The organism is Hymenobacter crusticola, from assembly GCF_002154225.1.
In the GTDB taxonomy this organism is placed as follows: domain Bacteria; phylum Bacteroidota; class Bacteroidia; order Cytophagales; family Hymenobacteraceae; genus Hymenobacter; species Hymenobacter crusticola.
In genome coordinates, this window is the sequence record NZ_MTSE01000001.1 from 114,776 (window position 1) to 132,874 (window position 18,099).

Below are 18,099 nucleotides of genomic sequence, written 5' to 3' on the forward strand. Positions count from 1 at the left end.
TTAGCTAGGCAGGCATGATCAAATACTAATAGCGTCCTATTAGATGGCCAAACTTCTCTGTTGAGCTTGAATTACTCAATCGTTTGTTAAGCTAAATACTCGGTTAGCGCCCTACCACAATCGTTTCCTAAATTTTTTGCTCAATCGTTTGCGCAATGTATTATTAACTGATATGTTTGTACAAGACCCTGCCAAAGAATAGCCGTGCTTCTACTAGAACGGCTTCAGCTCCGGCCCTACTTGCCTACTGCCCCTTTGCCGCTTGTAGCTGGCCCCTACATCATTTCTCATTTTTCGCTTTTGCACGCATGAGTAAGCTCGTTCTTACAACCCTAGCGTTGGGTTTGACGACTGCCGCCTTGGCTCAGCACACCGACTACCCCATTCAGGCGGTATCGTTCACGAAAGTCAAGTTGACGGATAACTTCTGGCTGCCGCGCCTCAAAACGAACACCGATGTGACCATTCCGGCGTCATTTCAGCGTTGTGAGGCCACTAATCGGGTGAAAAACTTCGAAATGGCCGCCGCGAAGCAAGGCAAGTTCGCCACCACCTTCCCCTTCGACGACACCGACATCTACAAGACCATCGAGGGTGCGTCGTACTCCATGAGCTTGTACCCGGACGAGAAGCTAGGTGCTTACGTGGATGCCCTAATTGCGAAAGTAGCCGCCGCGCAAGAGCCTGACGGCTACCTCTATACGGCCCGCACTATCGATCCGGCACACCCACACGCGTGGGCCGGCAAAGAGCGTTGGGAGAGAGAGCGTGAGCTAAGCCATGAGCTTTACAATTCGGGCCACCTCTACGAAGCGGCCGTGGCTCATTATCAGGCTACTGGCAAGAAAAACCTGCTCAACATCGCCCTCAAGAACGCTGACTTGGTGTGCTCCGTGTTCGGCCCTGGCAAGCGCAGCGTGGCGCCTGGCCACGAAATTGTGGAAATGGGCCTCGTGAAGCTCTACCGCGTGACGGGCAAGCCCGAGTATCTGAACACCGCCAAGTTTTTCCTGGAAGCACGCGGCCAATACAAAGGCTACGACCCCAAGAGCAAGGACGTGTGGAAGAACGGTTCCTACTGGCAGGACCACGAGTCGGTGTACGACCAGCGCGAAGCCATCGGCCACGCCGTGCGCGCCGAATACCTCTACTCGGCCATGGCCGACGTCGCCGCCCTCACCGGCGATAAGCGGATGCTAGCTTCTGTAGACAGCATCTGGAACAACATGGTAACCAAGAAGTTCTACGTAACGGGTGGCACGGGTGCCGTGCCCGGCGGCGAACGATTTGGGGGCAACTACGAGCTACCCAACACGACTGCCTACAACGAAACGTGCGCCTCGGTAGCCGATATCTACTGGAACCAGCGCATGTTCCAGCTGCACGGCGACGCCAAGTACGCCGACATCATGGAGAAGGTGCTCTACAACGGGCTTCTGTCGGGGGTAGGTTTGGATGGCAAGTCCTTCTTCTACTCCAACGCCATGCAGATCAAGAACAGCTTCAGCTTCGCCCAGACCGAACCGGCGCGTGCGGGTTGGTTTGAATGCTCGTGCTGCCCCACCAACCTAGCCCGCTTGTTCCCTTCGTTGCCCGGCTACGTGTATGCCCAAAAAGGTAATGACGTGTACGTCAACCTGTTTGTGAGCGGCAGCACCGATTTGCTTGTCAACAAGAAGAAGGTGCAGCTCACCCAGCAGAATAACTACCCCTGGGACGGCGGTTTGAAATTCACGGTAAACCCAGCCGCTACTTCCGACTTCAATCTGCTGGTGCGCATCCCCGGCTGGGCCCGCAACGAGGCCATGCCGTCGGATTTGTACACCTTCGCGGCGCCTTCGCAGGAGAAAGTAGCCATCAAGATCAACGGCAAGCCCGTGACCTACACCGTGCAGAAGGGCTACGCGGTGCTTGCCAAAAAGTGGCGCAAAAACGACGTGGTAGAAGTAACGCTCCCCATGGAAGTGCGCCAAGTGGTAGCTAACTCAAAGGTAAAAGATGACCTAGACAAAGTAGCCTTGCAGCGCGGCCCGGTTATCTACTGCGCTGAGTGGAAAGATAATAGTGGCAAGACCAGCAACCTCATTGTGCCCGCCACCACTGCCTTTGCCACTACCTACAAGCCCGATGTGCTCAACGGCGTGATGGAGCTAACCGCCACCGTGCCCACCGTGAAGGTGGATGCCGCCAACAACTCCATCAGCACCGTGCAGCAAACCATGACGGCTATTCCCTATTATGCCTGGGCTAACCGCGGCAAAGGCGAAATGACCGTGTGGTTTCCCCAGCGCGTGACCGACGTTGATATCATCAGTCAGCCTATCACCGAAGCGGTAGTCAACAAATAAAAATAGCCCTTGGGAGCTAGGTACTGTGCTGTTACAGACCAGCACCTAGCTTCTCCCTCTTGCTTGGTTGTGCTTGCTCCTTACGCTTCTCGACTGCACAATCGATTGTGTATTCAACAGGCAAACTATCGCCTTGTCTTTCATCCTTTTCCCCTTAATGCTTTGCGTATGAAAATTCCCTTACCTCATGCTAATAGCTTAGTGCTGGCGGCTTCTCTCTGCGGAATGTCGGTGGCAATGCCCAGTGGAAGCTTGGCGGCTACCCGGCTGATCAGGCCCATGTTCCAGGCGGACGGCCCCATCAAAGGCCGGGTGATTGACAACAAAGGCTCAGCCCTACCTGGTGTGAACGTAGTGGTGAAGGGTACAACCAATGGCGCCCAAACCGACGCCGACGGCAACTACTCACTTACCGCCCCCGACAACGCGGTGTTGGTGTTCAGCTTTGTGGGCTCTACCGCGCAAGAAGTGGCCATTGGTGGCCGGTCCGTCATCAACGTGACACTGCAACCCGACACCAAAGCCCTCGGCGACGTGGTGGTAGTGGGTTACGGCACCCAGCGCCGCGCCGACCTGACTAGTTCCGTAGCGAGCGTAAAGGAAGAAAACTTTATTAAAGGTGCCACCAAAGACGCAGGCCAACTGCTGCAAGGCAAAGTGGCGGGCCTCACGGTGAGCACGCCCAGCGGCGACCCCACTGCCAACAGCCAGATCTTGTTGCGCGGTACGGCTACCCTAAACTCCAGCACCCAGCCGCTCGTGCTAATCGACGGTATTCCGGGCACGCTGAACACGGTAGCCCCGGAAGATATTGAGTCGATTGATGTGCTGAAGGACGGCTCAGCCGCGGCTATTTACGGCACGCGGGGCACCAACGGGGTTATCCTCATCACCACCCGCCGCCCGAAAGGCAATATCGAGCCCACCATTGAATACAGCGGCTACGTGAGCACCCAGCGCATTGCGCGCCGCCCCGAGATGCTGACCGCCAGCCAGTACCGGGAGAAGCTAGCCAGTGGCGTGGCCTTCACCGACCAAGGAGCCAGCACCGACTGGATCAAGGAAATCAGCCAGAAACCGCTGATTCACGTGCACAACCTAACCTTCAAGGGTGGCAACGCGCAAACCAACTACCTCATCAACGGTAACTTCCGCGGTTTCGAGGGCATCTTCCAGAAGTCAGACAACCGCACGTTTACAGGCCGCGCTGACGTCAACCACTCCATGTTTAATGGGCGGGTGAAGATCAACCTAGGTATCCTGAATAGCAACAACCGCTACACGGCTACTGTAGATGGTGGTAATTTTGGCATTCCTGACGGTGGTAATTTTGGCGAGGGACGCGCCTTCAATGGCTATACTTACCGGCAAGCCGTTATTCGGAATCCTACGGCACCCATTTACAATCCGGATGGAACCTATGCGCAACAGCTATCGCTGTTTAACTACGAAAACCCACTTTCGCGCTTATACGAGTCAGATGGTCTGAATACGTATCAGAACACACGCTTGAATGGAAGCGTTGTGTGGGAACCAGTTGACAACTTGCAGCTGAAAGCATTGGTTTCCAATACTCGCTACAACCAAGTACGGGGGTACTCTGAGACCAAGCAACACCCATCCACGCTACGCGATGGCCTGAATGGCTATGCTTCTCGCGGCACGACCCAGGTAGTGGAGAAATTGGCTGAGCTAACGGCTTCCTACAACCGCAGTTTCGGTGAACATCGTTTCTCAGTGCTAGGTGGCTATAGTTATCAGCAGAACACGTCAGAGAACTATTACCAGTCAAACTGGGATTTCCCCACCGATCTGTTTACTTATAACAACATTGGCATTGGCAATGCCCTGCGCTTAGGCCGCGCGCCGATGTACAGCGATAAAAACCAATGGAACTTGGTAGGCTTTTTCGGCCGTGTAACCTACAACTACAAGGAGAAGTACTTATTACTAGCTAGTGTGCGCCGCGAGGCTTCATCACGTTTTCTAGGTGCCGAGCAGCCCTGGGGCACTTTCCCAGCCGTGTCGGCGGGCTGGCGTATCAACCAAGAGAACTTCCTACAAGGCGTAGACTTCCTTGATGATTTAAAGCTCCGAGCTGGATACGGCGTGACAGGTACGGCGCCCAATGCATCCTTCTTGGGCGTCGCCCGCCTCGGCTACACGGGCTATTTCCTCTCGAACGGCACCTGGGTGCAGACCTTGAGTCCTGTGAGCAACCCCAACCCTTCGCTGCGCTGGGAGGAGAAGCACGAAACCAACGTAGGCCTTGACTACTCCTTCTTTAAAGGCCGCATCGGAGGCACCGTGGATTACTATATCCGGCGCACCAACGGCCTGCTCTATGACTACCAAGTACCTTCCCCACCCAACTTGTTCACCACCACTACGGCTAACGTAGGGTCCATGGAAAACAAAGGCATTGAGGTGTTGCTCAACTTGATACCGGTACAAACCAAAAGCTTTGTCTGGAACTCGAGCTTTAACTTTTCCAACAACAAGAACAAGCTCGTTTCGCTCACTAACGACCTCTATACCCTCACCAACAACTTCTTCAATACGGGGTACACGGGCGAGCCAATTCAGACTTACACCCACCGAGTGGAAGTCGGCAAAAAGCTAGGTAACTTCTACGGCTACAAGGTGGTCGATGTGACGGATGATGGGCAGTGGATCTACGAAACCAAAACGGGCGAGCGGCTCCCCTACAACCAGTTCACGCACAGCGAAGACGATAAGCAAGTGCTAGGCAATGGCCTGCCGAAGTACTACGCCGGCTGGAACAATAACTTTCAGTACAAGCGCCTCGACCTAGGTATCACGATGCGCGGGGCCTTTGGCTACCAGATTCTGAACTTCCAGCGCATGTACTACGAGAACACCGGTGTGACGCAGTATAACCAGCTCCGCACCGCCTATGATAAAGTGTTCGATAAAGCCGTGCTGAGCACCAGCATGCCGCTGGAATACAACAGCTACTACATCGAAGACGGCGACTTCTGGAAGGTGGATAACATCACCTTGGGCTACAACTTTAAGCCGAATTTGGTGAAGTACATCAAGAACATGCGCGTGTACGTGTCCACGCTTAACACCTTTACCATCACCGGCTACTCGGGCATCGACCCTGAGGTGAATCGCGTCGGCCTAGCTCCCGGCAATGATGAGCGCGACAGATACCCGACAGTGCGCACTTTCACCCTTGGTGCTAACCTAACCTTCTAACTCGCCCTTTCTTATCATGAAAATCACTGCTAAGTCATTGCGTGTTAGCTTACTGGCGGCTACTACGCTAGGTCTATTCAATGCCTGCACCAAGCTCGACGACGAGAGCTACAACCAGATTGTCACAAGTCAGTTTACGCCCACGTCCCAAGATTTGCAGGCGCTCATTGGTCCTGCTTACAGCACGTGGCGCCCACTGTTCCTGGAATTCAATGGGGTTTACCGCATCAACGAAACCTCGACGGATGAAACCGTAACGCCGGGCCGGCCCAACGGCTGGGTAGACGATGGCTCGTACCGACGCCTGCACGAGCACAAGTGGACGGCCCTCGACGCCACCCCACGCGACGCCTGGACGCAGTCATTCGCCGGCATTACCAACTGCAACCGCGTGCTCTACCAGATCGAATCGGGCCAAGTGCCCGTACCGACCGGCAAAGAGCAGCTTGTGGCCGAGCTGCGCGTGCTACGGGCCTCGTACTACTACATGTTGTGCGATCTGTTCGGCAACGTGCCGATTGTAGACCGCTTCGATGTGCCAGCGGGCTTCTTGCCCGAGCAGAACACCCGCAAACAGGTATATGACTTCGTTGTCAAGGAAGTAACGGAGTCCTTACCCCTGCTCGGCGACGTAGCCGACGCGACTACCTACGGGCGCTTTAGCAATAAGTGGGCGGCTCAAGCCTTACTAGCCAAAGTATACCTCAATGCGCAGGTATACACTGGACAAGCCGAGTGGGTGAAGTGCATTGCTGCCTGCGACGCTGTCATCAACTCCGGCAAATACTCTCTGGAACCTATTCAGGCCAACGTATTCAAGACGCAAAATGAAGGCTCCAAGGAAATCATCTTTGCCATTCCGTTTGATGAGGTGTATGCCACTGGGTTCCGAATTCACATGCAAACCTTACAGCCGCAAAACCAGCAGACGTACAATGCGCAAGGCAGCATGTGGGGCGGAGGCATCTGTGCGATTCCTCAGTTTATCAGCACGTACGACCCAGATGATAACCGCTTGAAGCAGAACTGGATTCAGGGGCAGCAGTACTCTTCGTCGGGCACGCCGCTGGTGGGCGTGTTCGGCGTTACGACGGGAAAGCCCCTGGTATTCACTAACACGCTGCCCGGTATCGAGAGCTCCCTGGAGACAGACGGATTGCGCGTGGGCAAGTTTGAATTCAAGCAAGGCGTGCGCATTGACCTCAGCAACGACTTCCCGCTGTTCCGCTACGCCGACATCCTGATGATGAAAGCCGAATCGCAGTTACGCCTAGGGCAATCGGGGCCAGCAGCTACGTTGGTAACGCAGGTTCGTCAGCGCAACTTCATCACCAACCCAGCGAAAGCCACCGTGACGGCCGCCGACCTCCTGAAAGGCAGCACCTACCAATACGGCCCCGCACGCAACAACGTGGTCAGCCCGGTAGAAGGCGGCGCCGATATTCAATACGGCCGATTCTTAGACGAGCTAGGGTGGGAGTTCACCGCCGAAGGGCACCGCCGCCAGGACATGATTCGCTTTGGGGTGTACACCAAAAAGTCATGGCTCTCGCACGTACCCAATGGCGACTACCGCACCCTGATGCCGATTCCGCAGAACGTACTTAATACCAATGCTAACTTGAAACAAAACCCTGGCTACTAACCTAGCTGCTACTCGAAGCGCGGAGCAACTCATTCTTGGGCGAGCTCCGCGCTTTTGAGGTTTCGGGTAAGCTGCTTTGGCCGCGCCTATGCTGGCGGCTATTGTTTTTAATTTCTTCCGCTCTTTGTGCTTTTCAGGCGTCCGTTTCCTATTGCCGCTAGCCTGTTGCTCATGCTGTTGCCCCTAGGTTACGGTGCAGGAGCAAGCCAGTTTGCACAGGCAGTATGCCCGCAGTCTTACTCAGGTAGTCTGGGTGTTGGTAGTGAGGCACACTAGCCAGGCGTTGCCAGCGTACGCCCTTCAAAACAAGCAAGTTGACTATAAGCAGTTCTATTTTGCCTCAACGACTCTCTCTTCTGCTCACGACGGTTAGCCTAGGTCTGCTACCGACGGTGACTTTGGCCCAACAATCCCAGCAAACCAGCACCGGCCTGACGCTCACGACCGACTCGGTGACGGTGGATGTGCAGTTCTACTCGCCCGATATTGTGCGGGTCTTCAAGCAGCCGAAGGGCCATAGCAAGAACAAGCAGAGCCTAGTAGTAGTGCTCGCGCCCGCGCCGGGTAAGCTACGCTATGGCAAACAAGGCAACCTGCTCACCGTCAGCAGCGCTACCACGCAGGCACGCCTAAATCCGCAGACTGGGCAGGTGAGCTTTTTCACGAGCAAGGGCCAGCCGCTGGTGAGCGAACTGGCGGCGGGGCTGCGCTTCACGCCCAAAACGGACCTAGGTGAGCCCACTTACCAAGTACGGCAAACGTTCCGGCTCACCCCCGGCGAAGCCATCTATGGGCTAGGGCAGCACCAAGATGGTTGGCTTAACTACCGTGGCCACAAAACGCGCCTTCGCCAGCAAAACCTGGACATCGCCGTGCCGGTGCTGCACTCAAGCAAGGGCTACGGTCTGTTCTGGGATAACTACTCGTCCACCCAATTTACCGACGATGATAAGGGCACTACGTTCGACTCGGAGGTGGGCGACTGCGCCGATTACTACCTGCTCAACGGGCAGGGCTCGGCCGATGGCGTAGTAGCCCGCTACCGCACCCTGACGGGACAGGCGCCGCTGTTTCCGCGCTGGACCCTAGGTTTTTGGCAGAGCAAGGAGCGTTACAAAAGTCAGCAGGAGCTGCTAGAGGTGGTGGAGAAATACCGCAGCCTTGGGGTGCCGCTCGACGGCATCGTGCAGGACTGGCAGTACTGGGGCGAGGACAACGATTATTGGAATTCCACCGAGTTTGGCAACCCGCGCTTTCCCGATCCCAAGGGCATGGTGGATAAGGTGCACGCCCTGCATGCTCATCAGATCATTTCGGTGTGGCCTTCGTTTGGCAACAAAACCAAGGTGTTCCAGGAGTTGAAGCAGCGTAATATGCTCTACGACTTCATTACCTGGCCGCCTACGCACCACGTGCAGGTGTACGACGCCTTCAATCCGGCGGCGCGCGACTTGTACTGGAGTTACCTCAACAAGAACATTTTCGCCCTGGGCATGGATGGATGGTGGCTCGACGCGACCGAGCCCGACCAGATCCACCCGCTGTCGAGCGACGACGAAAACCAGACGGCCCTAGGCTCGTTTCGGCGGGTGCGCAACGCCTTCCCGCTGCTGACCACCACCGGCGTGTACCAGCACCAGCGCCAGACCACCACCGACAAGCGCGTGTTCATCCTGACACGCTCGGCCTTCGCGGGTCAGCAGCGCAACGCCACCATGACGTGGTCGGGCGACGTGCAGTCGAGTTGGGATGTGCTGGCCAAGCAGCTCCCGGCCGCGCTGAACCTGTCGCTGGCGGGCGTGCCCTATTGGAACAGCGACATCGGCGGCTTTTTCCCCAACGGGCAGTACCCCAAAGGCGTCAAAGATCCTGCGTTTCAGGAGCTCTTTACGCGCTGGCAGCAGTTTGCCGCCTTCACACCCATGATGCGCGCCCACGGCGAAGCCACGCCCCGCGAGATTTACCAGTTTGGCGAGCGGGGCACCTGGGCCTTCGACTCGCAGGAGAAGTACATCAACCTGCGCTACCGCCTGCTCCCGTACCTCTACTCCATTATGTGGGGCGTGACGCACGCCGCCGGCACGCTGATGCGGGCCTTGCCCATGGACTTCCCCCAGGACCCCAAAGTGGCGGACCTAGGTTCGGAATATCTCTTCGGGCCGGCCTTTCTGGTGCGGCCCGTCACGGAGTCGCAGTACGTGACGCGGGCAGACAAGAACGTGCTGGGCACCACCGATTTCACGAAGACCAAAACCACCGACGTATACCTGCCGGCCGGTGCCAGTTGGGTTGATTTCTGGACCGGTCGCCGCCAGACCGGTGGCCAGACTGTGTCGCGCGAAACCCCAATCGATGTGCTGCCGCTGTACGTGCGCGCTGGTTCGGTGCTGCCCCTAGCGCCGCGCCAGCAGTACACCGGCGAGAAGGACGGCGCCCCGCTCGAAATTCGGGTGTATCCGGGAGCCAATGGCGAGTTCACGCTTTACGAAGACGAGAACGATACGTACAACTACGAAAAGGGCGCCTACGCCACCATCCGCATGCGCTGGGACGACAAAGCCCGGCAGCTTACCTTCGACAGCCGCGCCGGTAGCTTTCCGGGCATGCAAGCAGCGCGCACCTTCCGCGTAGTGCTGGTTGATGAGCAGCACGGCACCGGTCTAGGCCAGGACGACGCCCCGGCCAAAGAAGTGAAATACGCCGGCCAAAAAACGACTATTAAACTCTAATACAAAGGATTGTGGCCCGCGCCAGTATTAGCGCCACCCACTCCTAAGTCAGCTTGATGAAACGTTCTTACTACCTGCTTCTTCTCTTGTGGTGTACTCTAGGTGCTCTAGCTAGCCCAGCTAGGTCCGAGCTAGCTAGGCCCGAGGCCCCGAAACCTACGCCCTACAGCGCCTACCTCTTCGCGTACTTTACGGGCAACGATATCAAGGAAGAAGCTATCCGTTTTGCCCTCAGCCCCGACGGCTACCACTTCACCGCTCTGAACGGGAACCGGCCCGTGGTTAGCTCGGCTGCCATCAGCGAGACGGGCGGCGTGCGCGACCCCCACATATTGCGCGGGGCCGACGGCAAGACGTTCTACATGGTGGCCACGGATATGGTGTCGGCTAAGGGCTGGAGCTCCAACCGTGCCATGGTGCTGCTGCGCTCCACCGACCTGATCACCTGGAAGTCTAGCATCGTGAACATTCAGAAGAAATACCCCAACCAGGAAAACCTGAAGCGGGTGTGGGCCCCGCAAACCATCTATGATGCGAAGGCTAAGAAGTACATGGTCTACTTCTCCATGCAGCATGGCTCCGACCCCGACAAGATTTACTACGCCTACGCCAACAAGGATTTCACTGACCTAGAGGGTGAGCCCAAGCAGCTGTTTGTTAGCCCCACCAACGGCTCGTGCATCGACGGTGACATTGTGCAGAAGGATGGAAAGAACTACCTGTTTTTCAAGACCGAAGGCCAGGGCAACGGTATCAAGATAGCAGTATCCGATAAGCTGACGGGGGGCTATGTGCTGCGTGACCAATACGTGCAGCAAACCAAGGACCCCGTGGAGGGCGCAGGCACTTTCAAGCTCAACAATTCCGAGGACTACATTCTCATGTACGACCTCTACACCAAGGGCAAGTACCAGTTTACCCGCACCCGCGACTTGCAGCAGTTCACGGTGGTAGATCAGGACATCAGCATGAACTTTCATCCCCGGCACGGAACCGTGATGCCCATCACGGCGGCCGAGGCTACGCGCTTAGCGACCCGTTGGCTAGCCCCCACCGATGTGCTGGCAACTGCCCAAAACCCCTCCATCCGAAAGCAAAATACGGCCGTCGATTCCGCCGCCAGCAAAGTATCTTTCCTGGTTATGCCGAGCACCAATGTTCAGGCGTTTGACCCAAAATTCACCGGTTTTGGTCTGGCTGTGACACCAAGCGGTGCGCAGAATTTCAGCAAAGGCCCTGTGACCTACACTGTGAGCCAAGGCGCCACTAAGCGAACCGTTGCGGTTAGCGTAACGGAAACGCACAATCCCGCCCTGGGCGGCTACTACGCCGACCCCGCCATCCTGTACGCCGAGAAAACCGGTAAATTTTACCTCTACCCCACCAGCGACGGTTTTACGGGGTGGTCGGGCACGTATTTCAAAACCTTCTCGTCGCCGGATCTAGTGAATTGGCGGGACGAGGGCGTGATTCTGGACTTGCCCCGCGACGTGAGTTGGGCGAAGAAAAACGCCTGGGCACCGTGCATCATTGAGCAAAAAACCGCTACGGGCTACCGTTACGCCTACTACTTCTGCGCGAACGCCAAGATCGGGGTAGCCCTAGCCGACAGCCCCACCGGCCCCTTCAAGGATACCGGTAAGCCGCTACTCGACCAGCTCCCGGAAGGCGTGAAAGGCGGCCAGCAGATTGACCCAGCTGTGTTCCGCGACCCAAAATCCGGCAAGCTGTACCTCTATTGGGGCAACGGCTACATGGCTGGGGCCGAGCTAAACGACGACCTCGTGTCGCTGAAGCCGGGCACCACCCGCGTACTCACGCCCGATGCTACGTTTCGCGAAGGCGCCCACGTGTTCTATCGCAACGGCACTTACTACTTCATGTGGAGCGAAAATGACACCCGCGACCCTACCTATCGGGTTCGCTATGGCACCGCTACCATGCCCCTAGGTCCCATTGTGGCGCCAGCCAATAACCTGGTCGTTAGCTCCGATGCGGCGGCTGGGATTTACGGCACTGGCCACAACTCCACCATTCAAGTGCCCGGCCGCGATGAGTGGTATTTGGTGTATCACCGCTTCACATATCCGCAGGGCATCAAGATGGGGCAGGCGGCAGGCTTCAACCGCGAGGTGTGCCTCGATAAGCTGGAGTTTAACCCCGATGGCAGCATTCGTCCGGTAAAACCCACGCACGCGGGCATTCAACTTATCACGCTCAAATAAGCATTCCCTGAAGTGCATTCCTTGGAGCAGTTACAGTTCCTTACAAAAAAGTGTTGCCCGGCAGCGCGTAGTCGCTCTGCTAACAAACCGTTCTACTAATCATGCTTTTACCAAGCAGTATGCGCAGTCGTACACACTGGTTTTTAATGGCTACCCTAGGGTGGTTGGGAGTGTTCGTAGAACAGGCAAAAGCGCAAAATGATCTGTTGCCGCTCACTTCCCTCGATGAGGTGTATACACCAGCCAAGGGCAAGGGCGAAATGAAGTTCAGCTTCGCGTGGCCGGAGCCGTCGGCGGAGTTTGCGGGCTTCCAGTTCAGCTTCCGCGTCCAGACGTTCGAGAATGCCTACGCCATCGACCCGACCCGCACGCGGCTGGAGCGCTCCGCCGACCGGCTGCGCTACCTGTGCCAGGGCTTTACCTGGGCCGGCGGGCAGGAAAAAGCGGCCGGTGAGCTTACGGCGGAGTTTCAGCGCAACCCCGACGGCAGCGTGGAGTGGCGCGTCTCGGCCCAAATGAACCAGCCGATCAAGTCCATTAGCACCGTCGTGCGGGGCATTCCGCGGGGCGAGCTGTCGTTGGCAGGTGGCAACTTCATGGACCCGCACGACGACGAAAACACGTTTGAGTACCCGCAACTCTTTGGCCAGCTTTCCACGCCACTCATTGTCATCAAGAAACCACAGGGCGGGTTTTTCGAGCTTTCGGCCCGGCAAACGGAGGTGCGCCCCGCTAGGTTCTTTCTCCAGCCTGGCCCGAATAGCTACCGTGCTGAGCTGATTTATGAGCAAGCGGGCTGGGATAAGCGCAATCGGGTGCAAAGTTTTCTGTGGCGCATTGGGGCGGCCCCCACATACGAGGCTATTGCCAAGCCGTTCTTTGCCCACGTTGCGCAGGCCTACCGCATTCCGGCCTACACCACCCGCCCCGATGTGCCCGCCTGGCTGCGCGACACCAAGCTGGTGGTGGCCCTGCACGGCGCCCATTGGACGGGGTTCATCTTCAACGACTACGCCAAACAGCTCACCATTCTGCGCTGGATAGCCACCCAGATTGACCCCAAGCAGGTGCTCGTGTTTCTGCCCGGCTGGGATGGGCGTTACTACTGGAACTACCCGCTCTACCAAACCGACCCGCGCATGGGCGGCGACAAGGGCTTTCGGCAACTCATCGACGAAGGCCACAAGCTAGGTTTTCACTTCTCGGCCATGTTCGGCACCAACTCGGCCAACCGCGAGCTTTCGGTATTCAAGAAGTTTGCCGATGCCGTTACCCAGCACACCGACGGCGACAACTGGGACCTGAACTGGGTGGACTGGGACAACGACCGGCACGGCGACGGCTGGATGCCGGTGATGAACATCGGCGTGGCTTCGTGGCGCAACTACCTGCGCGACCGGATCGACAAGGTTATCAAGGACTACCACGTCGATTCGTACTTCATGGACATTGCCGGGCTCTGGGAAAACAACCCTAAAGCCGACATGTACGAGGGCACGCGCCGCTTGGTAGCCGACCTAGCTCAGCGCCACCCCGGCGTGCTGCCCATCGCCGAAATGCACTACGACGCCCTCATGAGCGTGTTCCCCCTGACCCAAGTGCCGCGCTACTCACAGTACCCGGCCGGCTTCTACACCTACGTGGATAGCTACAACCACCTGAGCACCCCCGCCCCCGGCTCGGGCAGCACGGGCGTGCACGAGTATGGCTTCAGCAAACCCCGGCCGGTGTCGGCTAGCCAGCGACCCATCCCGACCATCACCTTCGCCAATGACACCTTCGACAAGTACCGCGAGCAAGTCGCCCAGGATATTCAGGCGGCCAAGACCCGCAAGGTTGAATAACCTAGCTTTCACGCCTTTAGCAAGTTCACGCCGTTTTAGTCTATGTCACTGCCCTTAAGTCGATTTCTGCTGAGCATGTTGCTGTTGGTTGCCAGCGCGAGCGGGCCCTCGTGCCGGCGCCTGGTGCCCGCCGACTACGAGCCCACGGCGAACCGGCTTGGGTGGGTGGTGGATGAGATGAACGAGCTGATGATGCACGATGTGACTTACCCACCCCTGGCGGCTCGGTTTTTCGCGTACGCGCTGCTGGCGGGCAACGAGGTGCTAGCCCCAAGCGACTCGGCCTGCTCGGCTTTGGCGAGCCTTAAAGCCTAGGCACTTCAGTTCTTTCCAACAAGCGGCGACGGAAGCTGCCGTGTCGCGCTTCTACGGCGGTATCCACTTCCCCAACGCCGTCCGCCAAGGGCAGCTCTAGGGCCGGAAGGTGGAGCAATTGATAGCGCGGCACCTAGGGCCGCTTAAGCATTCAACGCACCTCGTAGCCCAAGTTTCGCGCACGTAACTAGCTCACAAACAACCTTAATCCCGAAATTTCTTTTACACTATCTCCTCACTACTTTTTTCTATCAGCTCCTTACTGCGTTATGGCAAGCTGATGCTCAGCAACGTACGGCGCCAACCAAAATGCTCTGTATGGCAACTCGCTTTCTTTAGGGGAGAAGTGACTGCCATAGCATTCGCAGATGAGCATTTTGTCGTGAAAGCGGCCCCCCGGCAAGCGTGGGAACTTGTTTGGGCGGTTAGTTGGCGCCGTGCGTTCAAGGGCTTTTCTTACCTGGGCTAAGTTCGGCTGGTCGGGGAACACACACTTACGTTCTGTAGAAAAGCCGGCCCATCTCACGTTTATAATATTTTACTATTATTTATAATTAAAATCATAAAAATAACTAAATACCTTATCTTTCACCAAGTGCTATTCAGGCTACGCAACGGCTGTTCAAAGAAGCAACAGGAACATGCACATAGATGAATAGCCTAACTCCTTCTCGCCACTAGTTAATTATCAGGCAGCTTGAAAACGTATTTTCCGGCTCTCACAGGCATTCGGGCCATTGCAGCCTTTCTGGTTTTCTTCTACCACTATGTCCTGCATATCCCGGCTACTAACCAGCCTTTTGTTTTTAAGTGGCTTATTCTGTGCGCGCATCAAGGGCATATTGGTGTACCTATATTCTTCGTGCTCAGCGGCTTTCTTATTACTACTCGCTACGCTGGTAGCGTTGAGCTAACCGGGCCTTGGTTTCGGCGCTACCTGCAAAACCGCTTTGCCCGCATTTACCCCATCTACTTCCTCCTGACGCTGCTCACTTTTGCGGTGATGCTGGTGAGTCCTACGCACGAGTGGTATGCGTGGCCTGCGGCTTTTGGAGCGGCCAAAAGAGCCGTAATCATTTTATTGAATCTTACGCTTACTCGCGCCTACTTCCAGAGCATGATCTACCTAGGTGTGCCCACTGCCTGGACGCTGACGGTAGAAGAAACCTTTTACCTCTGCGCCCCGCTGCTGTTACTCGGGCTCAAGCACAACTTTCGGCGACTGTACGCTTACCCCCTGATGCTCTTGCTGTTGGGAACTGTCATAGTAGCAGTATGCTCGCAGCTGCTGCCCACCGCCAGCCTGATGCCTAGCATTGACTACATGTTGAGCCAGACGTTCTTCGGGCGTTGCGTAGAGTTCTTCGTCGGAATGGGGCTTGCCTTATGGATGCGCCGGCAGCCAAGCGCCCAACCGGTTTTATTGAAAAAAGCTACTTTACTGGGAGGGCTAGGTATCCTAGCGGTCGTCGTTGTGCTGGCCGCTATGGAGCAGCTACCGTCGCAACCCCTCACTCAAGTCTACTTATATTATCTGGTAAATAACGTCTTACTTCCTCTCCCGATTGCGCTGTTGCTCTGGGGATTAATTCGGGAACGTACCTGGCTGCAGCAGCTCCTGGCTTCCAAGACCTTCGACTTGCTAGGTAAAAGCTCTTACGTGTTCTACCTGATTCATTTAGGGGTTGTCGATACGTTTTTCAGCCGCTACCTTACCGACAACTGGTTTATACGCTTGGGCGCCTATACGCTGCTCTCCGTCGCGCTTTATAAATGGATAGAACATCCGCTGCACCAGCGCCTACGCGCTAAAGCACCGGCCGCCCCGAAGCCCGCTCTGCTGAACGCCGCCTGAAGCTTCACCCTCTGCCACGCTCCTTTACCTAGTTCCCTTTTTCCTGCATGTGCTCTTGCAACGCATACTCGTGTTTGCCGGCTCACGCCTCACGTACCTAGGTCGGCTCTTCCTGCAATTACTCGTTCCCCCAATGCTAGCCTATTTGCTGAAGAAGGAATTTCAACCTTTGATCAAGTAAGCACTGAGCTAAAACGAGCTAGGGCACCACAGCTCACAGGCGTAGCCACGCCTGTGAGCTGTGGTGCCCTAGCTCGTTTACCAGAGCCAGTCTTGGCATGAGCGAAGCCGTAAGTAGCTAGCTCCACTCACGCCAAAGCGTAGGATTACCAAATCTGGTGCACCAACGGACGAATCTTTTTGTCATAAATGGCCTTCACCTGCTGCATTTGCTCGGCCGATAGCGGCGGCAGCTCGGCGGCGTGCAGGTTGGAGGTGAGTTGCTCGGGTTTGGAAGCCCCCGGAATCACGCAGCTTACCTCGTCGAACATCAACACCCAACGCAAGGCTACTGGGGCTAGGTTAGGCTGGTCGGGGAACACGCGTTTGAGCTCTTCCACCGCTTCGAGGCCGGTATTGTAGTCAACGCCGGAGAAGGTTTCGCCTTTGTCAAAGGCCTCACCATTTCGGTTGAAGTTGCGGTGGTCGTCGGCAGAAAACTGAGTATTGGGCGAGAACTTACCCGTCAGCAAGCCACTGGCCAGCGGCACCCGCACAATCAGGCCCACGTCGCGGCGCTGCGCTTCCTTGAACAGCAACTCCGATGGACGCTCCCGGAACATATTGAAGATGAGCTGAATGGTAGTAACATTAGGAAACTCTAAGGCTTTCAACCCTTCTTCCACTTTTTCCACGCTCACCCCTAGATTCTGTATTTTGCCTTCTTCTTTGAGCCGGTCGAACACCTCAAAAACCTCGGGGCGGTAGTACACCTCGGTGGGCGGGCAGTGCAGCTGAATCAGGTCGAGGGTCTCGAGCTGCATGTTGCGCAAGCTAGCTTCCACAAACCGGCGCATGGCCTCGGGCGTGTAGGCCTCGTTCACGTGGGGCTGAAGCTGGCGCCCGCACTTGGTAGCCACATAGATGCGTTCGGAGCGGTTGCGCACGAGGCGGCCTACAGCTTTTTCGCTTTCACCGTCGCCGTACACATCGGCGGTATCAATGAAGTTGATGCCAGAATCGACGGCCGCGTTCAGGATCTGATCGGCGTTTTCGTGGCTGAATGGGTCGCCCCATTTGCCGCCTACCTGCCAGGTACCTAGGCTGATTTCAGAAATAGAGAAGCCGGTTTTGCCGAGTTTGCGGTACTGCATAGAAGTATTGGGAGTGGTTGGGGGGCGAAAAACAAGGGCACCTGAGTGCTTTGCTTGGGTAAATGTATACGCCAAGAACCCAAAGTCGGCCTATCCTTTTCAAGGAACTGCCCCATAAACCAGTGCTTTCGGTTGCGGCTAGCGGCGTACTTGTTTGCTAATGCGTCTTGGAAAATCCCGTTGGCCTGCTGCTAAGCATTGCGCTTGCTCTCATCCGGATGCAAATGGTACAAGCGCGAGGTAGCGGGAACAGTTCGAGGAGGTTATGCGCACAGGACAAGAAAAGACCTCTAACTGATCCTTATACACTGCGCTTAATCTACCTATGTGTTATAACAACGGTAGCTGTTGAGCAGCCGAGCTGAAACGGAAATTTACTTAACAGAAGCCGGCCCAATTGTGTCTATCTTGGCTAGACCACTTGAATAGTATTGAAGCGTATTATATAAATACTATTAGAAATTAGTATAGTTTTATATCCTCAAACTAATTGTGAGCAGCCAGTAGCTTGTCTACCGTAGCCGTGGTCTTGTGGCATTACTTCTACTACTCCTCGGCAGGCGCTTGCCTAGGGAGGATAAGTAGCCTGCCTGTTTAAGA

At 56.2% G+C, this 18,099-nt stretch carries 10 protein-coding genes; 9 read left to right on the forward strand and 1 reads right to left on the reverse strand.

What is annotated here, in order from left to right; all coding sequences use genetic code 11:
• Positions 1-308 precede the first annotated feature (308 nt).
• The 9 genes from BXP70_RS00425 to BXP70_RS30775 all read left to right on the forward strand — a co-directional run bounded on the left by BXP70_RS00425 (position 309) and on the right by BXP70_RS30775 (position 16,367).
• Positions 309-2,348, forward strand: coding sequence for a glycoside hydrolase family 127 protein (locus tag BXP70_RS00425; protein ID WP_086592047.1), 2,040 nt, complete (start codon positions 309-311; stop codon positions 2,346-2,348).
• A gap of 168 nt (positions 2,349-2,516) precedes the next feature.
• The gene (locus BXP70_RS00430; RefSeq protein ID WP_086592048.1) at positions 2,517-5,573 is read left to right on the forward strand and encodes a SusC/RagA family TonB-linked outer membrane protein; all 3,057 of its coding nucleotides are present in this window, start codon (positions 2,517-2,519) and stop codon (positions 5,571-5,573) included.
• A gap of 16 nt (positions 5,574-5,589) precedes the next feature.
• Positions 5,590-7,218, forward strand: coding sequence for a RagB/SusD family nutrient uptake outer membrane protein (locus BXP70_RS00435; protein WP_086592049.1), 1,629 nt, complete (start codon positions 5,590-5,592; stop codon positions 7,216-7,218).
• A gap of 335 nt (positions 7,219-7,553) precedes the next feature.
• Entirely contained in the window at positions 7,554-9,947 is a 2,394-nt protein-coding gene (locus BXP70_RS00440) for a glycoside hydrolase family 31 protein (protein ID WP_218779716.1), read from the forward strand.
• Positions 9,948-10,003: 56 nt separating this feature from the next.
• The gene (locus tag BXP70_RS30465) at positions 10,004-12,172 is read left to right on the forward strand and encodes a family 43 glycosylhydrolase (RefSeq protein WP_086592050.1); all 2,169 of its coding nucleotides are present in this window, start codon (positions 10,004-10,006) and stop codon (positions 12,170-12,172) included.
• Between the two features lie 119 nt (positions 12,173-12,291).
• Positions 12,292-14,016, forward strand: coding sequence for an alpha-amylase family protein (locus BXP70_RS00450; protein WP_218779717.1), 1,725 nt, complete (start codon positions 12,292-12,294; stop codon positions 14,014-14,016).
• A 42-nt stretch (positions 14,017-14,058) separates the two neighbouring features.
• The gene (locus tag BXP70_RS00455; protein WP_143436319.1) at positions 14,059-14,331 is read left to right on the forward strand and encodes a hypothetical protein; all 273 of its coding nucleotides are present in this window, start codon (positions 14,059-14,061) and stop codon (positions 14,329-14,331) included.
• A 697-nt stretch (positions 14,332-15,028) separates the two neighbouring features.
• A complete protein-coding gene (locus BXP70_RS00460) occupies positions 15,029-16,186 on the forward strand; it encodes an acyltransferase family protein (RefSeq protein ID WP_086592052.1) in 1,158 nt (385 codons plus the stop codon).
• A gap of 55 nt (positions 16,187-16,241) precedes the next feature.
• Entirely contained in the window at positions 16,242-16,367 is a 126-nt protein-coding gene (locus BXP70_RS30775) for a hypothetical protein (protein WP_262490748.1), read from the forward strand.
• Positions 16,368-16,512: 145 nt separating this feature from the next.
• Here BXP70_RS30775 and BXP70_RS00465 read toward each other — a convergent pair whose 3' ends face one another.
• Positions 16,513-17,499, reverse strand: a complete 987-nt coding sequence (locus BXP70_RS00465; RefSeq protein WP_086592053.1) for an aldo/keto reductase — start codon at positions 17,497-17,499, stop codon at positions 16,513-16,515.
• Positions 17,500-18,099: the final 600 nt, after the last annotated feature.